Consider the following 6,475-nt stretch of genomic DNA (forward strand, 5'->3'; position numbering starts at 1 on the left):
GCCGGCCTGACTCTTTACGCCGTCCTCCGCGAACTCCAGGCCCTACTCGGCGTCTGGACCGGCGCTTGCCGTCTCTGCCTGCAACCCGTCCTGCCACGCCCACCCACCCCCGCAGACTCGACATAACAAAGTACTACTAGCCAAGCCTCAGCGGTACCGACGAAGGGACTCGCCATGGCACGAGCCCAGCAGCCCGTCGCCCTGACCGGGAACGAAGGACGTCACCCCGGCGCGTTCGAACCCGTCACCCTGATCCTCACGATCGGCCTGAGCGTGCTCGGGGCGATCATCGGACTCCACCTCGTCACCACGCTCGGGGTGTCCGCCAACACCTCGGTCATCGGCGCGCTCGTCGCGATGCTGGTCGGCCGGATCTCCGTGCTCGGCCTGCGTTCGATGCGCTCGGTGCACCGCCAGAACCTCACCCAGAGCGCGATCTCCGCGTCGACGTTCGCCGCGGCCAACGCGCTGCTGACGCCGATCGCGGTGCCGTTCGTCTTCGGCCGGCCCGACCTCGTCTGGCCGATGCTGGTCGGCGCGACGGCCGGTCTCGTGGTCGACGCATGGGTGCTGTACCGGATCTTCGACAGCACGTTCCTGCAGGCGACCGAGGCATGGCCACCAGGCGTCGCGGCCGCCGAGACGATCATCGCGGGCGACAAGGGCGGCCGGCGCGCGGTGGTCCTGGGCGCGGGCGCCGTCGTCGGCTTCGCCGGCTCGTGGTTCGGCCTGTCGATGTCGGCGGCGGGAGTCGCGTTCATCGGCAACATGTGGGCGCTCGGCATGTTCGGTCTGGGGTTGCTGGTGAGCCAGTACGAGCCCGCGCTGCTCGGTGTCGACCTCAACGCCGCGTTCATCCCGCACGGCGTCATGATCGGCGCCGGCATCGTCGCGCTCGTCCAGGCGGTGCGGATCCTCGCACGCCGGCGCGAGCGGCGTCGGGGGGAGACCGCCGAGGAGTCCGGAGACGACGCCGAGGCGCAGGACCCGAGCCTGGTGCCGACCGTCGACGAGGCGCGACTGCGGCGCTCGCTGCTCATCGGCTACGTGCTGTTCGTCGCGGGTGCACTGGTGCTCGCCCTCGCCGGTGGCGCGTACGCGGACCTGTCGGTGCCCGCGTTGATCGGGTGGGTGCTGTTCGCCGGGTTCGCCGCGCTGGTGCACGAGATCATCGTCGGCCTCGCTGCGATGCACGCGGGCTGGTTCCCCGCGTTCGCGGTCACCCTGATCTTCCTGATCCTCGGTCTGCTGCTCGGTATGCCGGCGCTCCCGCTGGCGCTGCTCGTGGGCTACTGCGCGTCGACCGGGCCCGCGTTCGCGGACATGGGGTACGACTTCAAGGCCGGCTGGATCCTGCGCCGCGCGCGCCGGCCGTACCGGGTGTTCGAGCTCGCCGGTCGCAGGCAGCAGTTCCGCTCGTCGCTCATCGGCTGCGCCGTCGCCGTCGCCGTCGTCGCGATCCTGTGGCGCTCGTACTTCGAGAACGGGCAGCTGCCGCCGGTGTCCGAGGTGTACGCGGACACGATCAAGGCCGGCCTCACCGACGCGGGAAACACGCTCAACCTGGTGCTCTGGGCGATCCCCGGCGCGGTCGTCCAGCTGGTCGGCGGCCCGAAGCGCCAGATGGGAATCCTGCTGGCGACGGGGCTTCTCGTCGCGACGCCGAACGCGGGCTGGCTGGTGTTCGGCGCGATCGTGGCGCGGCTCGTCTACCGCCGGATCCGCGGGCCGCAGGCCGAGAACGAGCTGTCCCTTGTCGGTGCCGGCATCATCGCGGGCGACTCGATCGCCGCCACCGGACAGGTCCTGAAGAACTGACGACAGGAGGCATGGATGGAAGTCACGAGCCGCGTCGAGTCCCGAGGGCGCTACCTCTCGTACGAGGCCGCGCTGGGTGCGCGCAAGCTCGTCGAGGAGATCATGTGCGTGAAGCCGGGCGAGAACGTCGTCATCACGATCGACACCGCCGGCGACGACAGGGTCGCCGAACTGACCGCGCAGGCCGTGGCGGCGGCGGCCGCGAGCCCCGTCGTCGTGCGCTACGAATCGCGTGGCACGTCCGCGATGGAACCACCGGCTCCCGTCGCCGGCGCGATCGCGCACGCGGACGTGTGGATCGAGTACGCGGTGGGCTACCTGATGCACAGCGACGCCTTCCGTACCGCCATCGACAACGGTGCCCGTTACGCCAACCTCACGGCGATGGACGTGCAGATGCTCGTCGACACCGTCGGACGCGTCGACTTCGACGGTGCGACGCGGCTGGGTGAGGCGCTCGTCGACCTGCTCGAACGCGCCGACGAGGTGCGCATCACCACGCCCGCCGGCACCGACATCACGGCCCGCAACGGCGGGCGACCGATCAACCTGCGCGGCAGGCCCGCGACCGAGCCCGGCCAGACGGTCATGCTCGCGGGGCAGATCTCGTGGAACCCGCTGGAGGAGACGCAGCAGGGCACGCTCGTGTTCGACGGCGCGATCTGGCCGCCGGACGAGCTCGGCCTGCTGCGTTCGCCCGTGCGCTGCACCGTCCGCGACGGACGCGTCGTCGCCATCGACGGCGACGCCGACGCCGACGCCGACGCGACGGTGTTCGAGCGCTGGATGGCATCACACGGCGACGACAACATGTACCGCGTCGCGCACTGGTCGCTCGGCTTCAACCCCGGCGTGCTCAAGCCGACCGGACGCATCGTCGAGGACGAGCGCGTGTTCGGCTGTGTCGAGCTCGGCATCGGCACCAAGGGCGCCTGGATCGGCGGCGAGCCGTGGGTCGCCGCGGCACACACCGACGGCAGCATGCTCAACCCGTCCATCCACCTCGACGGCGAGGCCATCGAGATCGAGGGACGCTATGTGCACCCACGCCTCGTGGAGCTGTGTCGCGAGCTCGGCATGGCGGGATACTGACGGCCATGCAGAGCACCCGTTACCGGCGTCCCGGTCTCGTCGTACGCGAACACGTCCTGCCCGTACCTCTCGACCATGCGCGGCCCGACGGCGAACGCATCGACCTGTTCGCGCGGGAGCTCGTCGACAGCGACCGCGAGCACGACGAGCTGCCGTGGCTGCTGTGGCTCCAGGGCGGGCCGGGCAACCGGGCGGAGCGACCCGGCCAGGTCTCCGGCTGGCTGGCGCGGGCACTACGCGAGTTCCGCGTCGTCCTCATGGACCAGCGCGGCACGGGGCGGTCGACGCCGGCGACGCGGCAGACGCTGCCCGAGCGCGGTGACGCGAAGGCGCAGGCCGCATACCTGACGCACTTCCGCGCCGACTCGATCGTGCGCGACGGCGAGGTGCTCAGGCGCACGCTCGCCGGCGACGACGCGAGGTGGACGCTGGTCGGCCAGAGCTTCGGCGGCTTCTGCGTGCTGAGCTACCTGTCGTTCGCGCCCGACGGCGTGCGCGAGGCGATCGTCACCGGTGGCCTGCCCGCGCTCGAAGGAGGGCCCGATCCCGTCTATCGGTCGACGTACGAGCAGGTCGCGCGACGGAACGCGGCGTACTTCGCGCGCTACCCGGACGACCAGCGACGCGCACGTGACGTCGCCAGGCACCTCACCGGTACGGCGGAGCGGCTGCCGACGGGGGAGGTGCTGACGGCGCGGCGCTTCCAGACAGCCGGCATGGTGCTCGGCAACGCGGCGAGGTTCGACGCGTTCCACGACCTGCTCGAGGATCCGTTCGCGACGTCGGGTGGCACGCGGGTCCTGAACGACACGTTCCTGCACGCGGTCTCGGCGATGGTGTCGTTCGCGGACCGTCCGCTCTACGCACTGCTGCACGAGCCCTGCTGGTGCCAGGGCGAGGCCGCGAACTGGTCCGCGGAACGGACCCGCGCCGAGCGCGGCGGGGAGTTCGCCGCGGCGGCCGACACGTTCCGCTTCACCGGCGAGATGGTCTACCCGTGGCAGTACGACGAGGATCCGGCGCTCGTCCCGCTGCGCGACACCGCGTACCTGCTCGCGGAGAAGGACGACTGGCCCGCGCTCTACGACGTCGACCGGCTCGCCGCCAACGAGGTGCCGGTGGCGGCCGCGGTGTACGTCGACGACATGTACGTGCCGTTGGACCATTCGCTGACGACGGCGAGGCGGATCGGTGCACTGAACCCCTGGATCACGAACACGCACCAGCACGACGGCATCCGGCAGGACGGCGCGGCCGTCCTCGACCGGATGCTCGACATGGTGCGCGGCCGGTGACAGCGACCGCCACGCTGGGCGTGGTGACCATCGGGCAGGCGCCGAGGGACGACCTCGTGCCCGAGATGGTGCCGCTGCTGCCGCGATGCCGCATCGTCGAGCGTGGCGCCCTCGACGGTCTGTCGCCCGCGGAGATCGCCGGCATGGCGCCGCGGGACGGGGAGGCGGCGTTCACCTCCAGGCTCGCGGACGGCACGGGCGTCGTGTTCGGCCACGACCGGGCCGTACCTCTCGTGGAACGCGCCGTCGCACGCGCGGAGGACGACGGTGCGGACGTCGTGCTGATCGTGTGCGGCGGCTCGTTCCCACCGCTCGCGCACCACCGCCCGTTGCTGCTCACCGAGTCCCTCGCACACCACGCCGTCGCCGCACTCGCGGGTGAGCAGCGGGTCGGCGTCGTCCGCCCGCTGCCGAGCCAGCTCGACGACGGCCGTCGAGCCTGGGAACGCACGCTCGGCCGTCCGGTGGCGGCGATGGCAGCGGCGAGCCCGTACACCGACGGTCTCTCGGTGATCGCCTCTGCCGCGACCGGTCTCGCGGAGGACTGCGACGTGGTCGTGCTTGACTGCATCGGTTATGACGAGCGGATGCGTGCGGCGGCCGCGGTGGCGAGCGGGCTGCCGGTGCTGCTGATTCGGAGCTTGGCCGCTCGTCTTGTGGGGGAGCTGCTTGCGGGTACGCCGCCTCACCCCTCTTTTGATTGTGTAAGTCGATCGTCGGGTGTCAAGAATCCGCACAACGCGTTTATCGAGTGACTGTCCGCTGGCGGAGTCTTGACACCCGACGATCGACCTGAACTACCCGCATCTACGCGGTGAGGCAGCTCCCCTGGGCGCCGCGCTTCCCGGTCACTGGGTGGTCGCCTTTTTCGTTATCCCTTCGTTACGCCCGATGGCCGTTAATACTGTGGATTTCCTCGGAACAGTGTCGGTGACGTGGTCTAGTATTTGTTTATGGACGAGGACAGGGCCGCACCGCCGTCGGTCGACGAACAGGCCTGGGAAGACGTCCTCACCATCAGCCAGGCACTGGGCCGTCTCGCCCGGACCGACTTCGCGTCGGTGTCCGACCTCGACGGGCTGGCGCTCGCCGCAGAGGAAGCCGCTCGGAAGATGCCGCTGGTGTCGCAGGCGTTTGCGCGGGAGGTCCGCGACCGGGGCCTGCACGTCGACCGGGGTGCCCGGTCGGTGGAGTCCTACCTGCGGTCGGTGCTGCGGATCGACCCCAGCGAGGCGAAAGCCCGCCTCGCCGCGGTCGACGCGCTGCACCCCCGCACCCAACCGTCCGGTGAGGTGCTGCCGCCGAAGTACCCGAAGGCCGCCGGCGCGGTCGTGTCCGGGGAGATGTCCACCAGCCACGCGATGGTGATCGCCGACGCCCTGGACACCCTCCCCGCGGCGGTGCCGGTCCAGGTGCGAGACGACGCCGAGCAGCACCTGGTCGAGTGCGCGTTGGAGATGCACCCGGCGTTTCTGAAACGGGCGGCGGAGACGATGCAGGCGGTGCTGAACCCCGACGGGTACCTCGACACCGAACGCGAACACCGACAGCGTCGCGGGCTGCGGATCGGGAAACACCTGCACGGCATGCACCGGGCAGCGTTGGACCTGGATCCCGAATCGGCGAACGAGCTCATGCTCTACATCGAGCCGCTGGCCAAGCCCGAGGCTCACGACGACGGCACTCCGGACCCGCGCACCGCCTCCCAGCGGCGCCTCGACGCGCTGCTACAACTGGTGCGGTGGGGCAGCGAGCACAACGCGATGCCCAAACCCGGCGGCCGACCCCTGCACGTGATGGCCACCGTCACGTTGAAAGAGCTGTACGGGATGGCCGGGCTCGCCTACCTCAACAACGGCGACCCACTGTCCGTGCAACAGCTCCTCGCCAAGGCCGGCGAGACCGACATCAGCCTGACCGTCTTCGGCACCGAAGGCGAGGTCCTGCACCACGGCCGCACCCAACGCGTCGCCCCCGCCGGACTCCGCGCGGCGGTCATCGCCCGGGACAAGGGCTGCCAACACGCCGGCTGTGATTCCAAGCCCCTGTACTGCGACGTGCACCACGTCGACTGGTGGTCCCGCGGCGGGGAAACCGACATCGACAACTCCGCGCTCCTGTGCGGCCGACATCGTGTGTCCTGAAGATGATTGTGAGGTTCTGATGTAGAAGCTGGAATGCTCGTGATTGTCGTGCTGTGCTGGAGATGAAGGTCGACCCTTCGGGATCGTCATACAGGTGATGGTTTCAAACCACCGCATGCTGCGTTA

5 protein-coding genes are annotated in these 6,475 nt (G+C 70.1%); all 5 read left to right on the forward strand.

Annotated elements, in window-relative coordinates; translation table 11 throughout:
* The first annotated feature begins 249 nt into the window (after positions 1–249).
* The 5 genes from GEV10_31450 to GEV10_31470 all read left to right on the forward strand — a co-directional run bounded on the left by GEV10_31450 (position 250) and on the right by GEV10_31470 (position 6,349).
* Entirely contained in the window at positions 250–1,818 is a 1,569-nt protein-coding gene (locus tag GEV10_31450) for an OPT family oligopeptide transporter (GenBank protein ID MQA82920.1), read from the forward strand.
* Between the two features lie 15 nt (positions 1,819–1,833).
* Positions 1,834–2,910 (forward strand): hypothetical protein, encoded by a 1,077-nt coding sequence (locus GEV10_31455; GenBank protein ID MQA82921.1) that lies wholly within the window; start codon positions 1,834–1,836, stop codon positions 2,908–2,910.
* Positions 2,911–2,915: 5 nt separating this feature from the next.
* Complete coding sequence (locus tag GEV10_31460; GenBank protein ID MQA82922.1) at positions 2,916–4,205, forward strand: alpha/beta fold hydrolase; 1,290 nt, start codon at positions 2,916–2,918, stop codon at positions 4,203–4,205.
* Positions 4,202–4,960, forward strand: a complete 759-nt coding sequence (locus GEV10_31465) for a hypothetical protein (GenBank protein MQA82923.1) — start codon at positions 4,202–4,204, stop codon at positions 4,958–4,960. The genes GEV10_31460 and GEV10_31465 overlap by 4 nt, the downstream gene beginning before the upstream one ends.
* Before the next feature lie 198 nt (positions 4,961–5,158).
* Complete coding sequence (locus GEV10_31470) at positions 5,159–6,349, forward strand: DUF222 domain-containing protein (GenBank protein ID MQA82924.1); 1,191 nt, start codon at positions 5,159–5,161, stop codon at positions 6,347–6,349.
* The last annotated feature ends 126 nt before the right edge of the window (positions 6,350–6,475 follow it).

The sequence above is a fragment of the Streptosporangiales bacterium genome (genome assembly GCA_009379955.1).
GTDB lineage: Bacteria > Actinomycetota > Actinomycetes > Streptosporangiales > WHST01 > WHST01.

Bases quoted from the DNA above. Each gene is read 5' to 3' on its own strand.
- GEV10_31470 (MQA82924.1), top strand. From the start codon at position 5,159: ATGGACGAGGACAGGGCCGCACCGCCGTCGGTCGACGAACAGGCCTGG.
- GEV10_31455 (MQA82921.1), top strand. From the start codon at position 1,834: ATGGAAGTCACGAGCCGCGTCGAGTCCCGAGGGCGCTACCTCTCGTAC.
- GEV10_31460 (MQA82922.1), top strand. From the start codon at position 2,916: ATGCAGAGCACCCGTTACCGGCGTCCCGGTCTCGTCGTACGCGAACAC.